This window comes from Pseudaeromonas pectinilytica (genome assembly GCF_054780855.1).
In genome coordinates this window covers 1-2118 of the sequence record NZ_BAAGVN010000234.1, presented here as the reverse complement: position 1 = coordinate 2118, position 2118 = coordinate 1, and the positions used below count along the sequence as shown (strand labels likewise).

General features: G+C 39.2%; 2 protein-coding genes. Both read left to right on the top strand.

Translation table 11 applies throughout. From position 1 onward, the window contains the following. Positions 1-70: 70 nt before the first annotated feature. Positions 71-484 carry a YcjF family protein gene (locus ACYVG7_RS10475; protein ID WP_460883061.1) on the top strand — a complete coding sequence of 138 codons (414 nt, stop codon included), beginning with the start codon at positions 71-73 and terminating at the stop codon, positions 482-484. A gap of 104 nt (positions 485-588) precedes the next feature. Then, positions 589-1449: an SIR2 family protein gene (locus ACYVG7_RS10470; RefSeq protein WP_460883060.1), complete on the top strand. Its 861-nt coding sequence runs from the start codon at positions 589-591 to the stop codon at positions 1447-1449. Positions 1450-2118: the final 669 nt, after the last annotated feature.

Here is a 2118-nt window from a genome sequence, read left to right as displayed (position 1 = left end):
GGGAGGATCTATCAACCCCCGAAAGGGGATCAAGAGATGATCGTCACATTCGACTGTCAACGGGGGGCTGGTGAACGCTTACGCTGCGTCAGCTACAAGTGCTGCAGCAGCCGCTGCTGTACCAATTCCATTTTCAGATTTCATTGCTATCATACCTATCCAAATTGCAATGCTTGCTGGGATTAGTGCTTCATTTGGTTTGAATATTGACAAAGCATTTTTAGGTACATTGGTGAGTGGAACATTTAGCAGTGTAGCGGGATCTTTCGGTGGAAGAGCTTTAGTTGGAGCGTTATTAAAGTTTTTCCCTGGATTAGGAAGCACAGGGGGGGCATTAATATCAGGAACAGTAGCAGCAACAATTACGACAATGTTTGGTGAAGCATATATTGGAACATTGTATGCCTTATTAAAAGACGACCCATCGAAACAGTTAACAGCAGAAGAAATCTCCACGGCATTCAAAGATAAATTAAAAGACTAAACCATAACAAATAAATTAACTTTGCTTCAGCCCTTCGGACTTTCGCCGGACCCGCTACGCGGGCCGGCCATTTAAGATGTTAGCTATTTATTGGGATTTACTTGTTGAAACACAGATTAAAAAACAAGCAACCAAAAAAGACCACCAATATTCAACCATTTGAATTAAACGAACAAACCAACAAGTTATTTCATTTAAATAATAGAAACAAACTAAATATCTTTCTTGGCGCAGGCATTTCAGCAAGCTGTGGCCTTCCTGATTGGAGCGAGTTATTATCACGCATTCAGTCGAGCATTGAGATGTGCCAAATTAAAGTTGATACTGATGTTGATGTCGCTAATATCGCAAGACATATTTTTGGTAATGACTTTAATAGCATCGTAGCCAATTGCTTATATCAAAATGGATTGGAAATTAGTGAAACGGCTATTGCGGTTTCCAAGCTCGGAGTGAAAAATATAATATGTTTTAATTTTGATGACATTTTAGAAGAAGTTTATCAATTGGAGTCAATACCCCATAATGTAGTTCTAAATGGTGAGACATTTAATCAAAACAGAGAATATACAACAATTTTCCATCCTCATGGCTACCTTGGTCGTTTTGAGTCACCTAAAGAACTTTGCTCTACTGAAATTATCCTTTCTAACTCTGATTATGAAAAACTATACGTAGACCACTATTGTTTAACAAATTTACTACAGTTGTCGATGTTACTGACTAGTTCTAACTTATTTGTCGGAATGTCTATGACAGATCCAAACATAGAACGCTTATTGAAAAAAGCTAGATCTGTTGGTGTGAGGCATTGGCATTATGCATTAATGAAACGAGGTAGCGAAGAGTTTGTAATATCACAAACTAAACGGTTAAGAACGTTAGGTGTAGATCCTGTATGGTTCGAAGAATATTCAGACTTGCCTCGAATACTGAATAAAATTCGTAAGCCCGCAGAAAAATAACTAACAAAGAATTGGTGTGGGATTGCTAGGACCGTAGGTGTGATTAGCGAAGCGTAATCGCACGCATGGGTTAAAAAAATGCAACAGCAATCAAATATAATCGTTCTTATGATCATATTGATTATGTTGGTTTTTTTAGAAACAAATCTGAACGCCACACAATTTGAACTTCACTCACATCATTCAGGTAATTTACCACCTGAATTCGACTGAGCTGATTACTTCCATCCGAAGTACCTTTGCTATACCGTCACGAAAATACATCCACACGCAAAGGTTTCGGTAGGTAATTATCAGTATAGATTGGCAATTAACATGCGTGCGATTACGCTTCGCTAATCGCACCTACGAGTGACTGAATCGCCACCGGTTTTCAAAACCCTGAAATCAGAACTGATATATGACTGCTTCTTCGGTAATATCAGTCGACTACGCAACAAGATTGGCCATTTTATCACCGGAACCGCATGCACAGTAGCCTGAATTATCTATCTCCGATAGAGTATGAAATAGCTGCTTAACAACAACGCGTGTCCATTTTATCAGGGCAACATCACGAGGAAGTCGAGCTATGAAACTAGTAACACCAGGGCGAACGCATGAGTGTCTAGTTTTTGAGCGATACGGATAATCCGGCAATCAGCACCTTCTCCAAGTGTTCTGTTTTCA